The organism is Streptosporangium fragile, from assembly GCF_039534445.1.
Taxonomy (GTDB): domain Bacteria; phylum Actinomycetota; class Actinomycetes; order Streptosporangiales; family Streptosporangiaceae; genus Streptosporangium; species Streptosporangium fragile.
On the sequence record NZ_BAAAVI010000189.1, the window covers coordinates 1 to 625 of the forward strand.

Here is a 625-nt window from a genome sequence, read left to right on the forward strand (position 1 = left end):
ATGGCGGGTGTGAGCCAGACGACGGTGTCGCTGGTGCTGAACAACCGTGCCGTCACCGATGTGCGGATCGCGCCGGAGACGCGGGACCGGGTGCTGCGGGTGATCCGGGAGACCGGGTATGTGGCCGATCCGGTGGCGCGGCGGCTGGCCGCGGGGCGTAACCGGATCCTGGGCGTGTTCACCTACGAGGCGGTCTTCCCGGCCGAGAGCGCCGACTTCTACCACCCGTTCCTGGTGGGCATCGAGGAGTGCGCCGAGGAGGTGGGCTGCGACCTGCTGCTGTTCACCGGCGCCGGGGCGTCCGGCGGGCGGCGGCGGATCTTCAGCGAGGACAGCCGGATCCGGCTGGCCGACGGGTGCGTGCTGCTGGGGCGCACCGTGGACCGCGACGATCTGGCCCGGTTGCTGGCCGAGCGGGTGCCGTTCGTGTCGGTGGGCCGCCGGGACGACGCCGGCGCGCCGGTGCCGTATGTGGGCGCCGACTACCGGCCCGCGGTGCGGGCGCTGGTGGAGCGGGTGGTGGCGCTGGGCCACCGGCGGCTGGCGTACGTCGGGGCCGGGGCGGGCGCGGAGTCCTACGCCGACCGGCTGCGCGGTTTCCGCGAGGCGGCGGCGGCCCTCGGGG

1 protein-coding gene is annotated in these 625 nt (G+C 75.4%); it reads left to right on the forward strand.

What is annotated here, in order from left to right; translation table 11 throughout:
- Positions 1 to 9: 9 nt before the first annotated feature.
- Positions 10 to 625 (forward strand): LacI family DNA-binding transcriptional regulator (locus tag ABD841_RS40580; protein WP_344982409.1); only part of this gene is annotated, 616 nt, incomplete at its 3' end.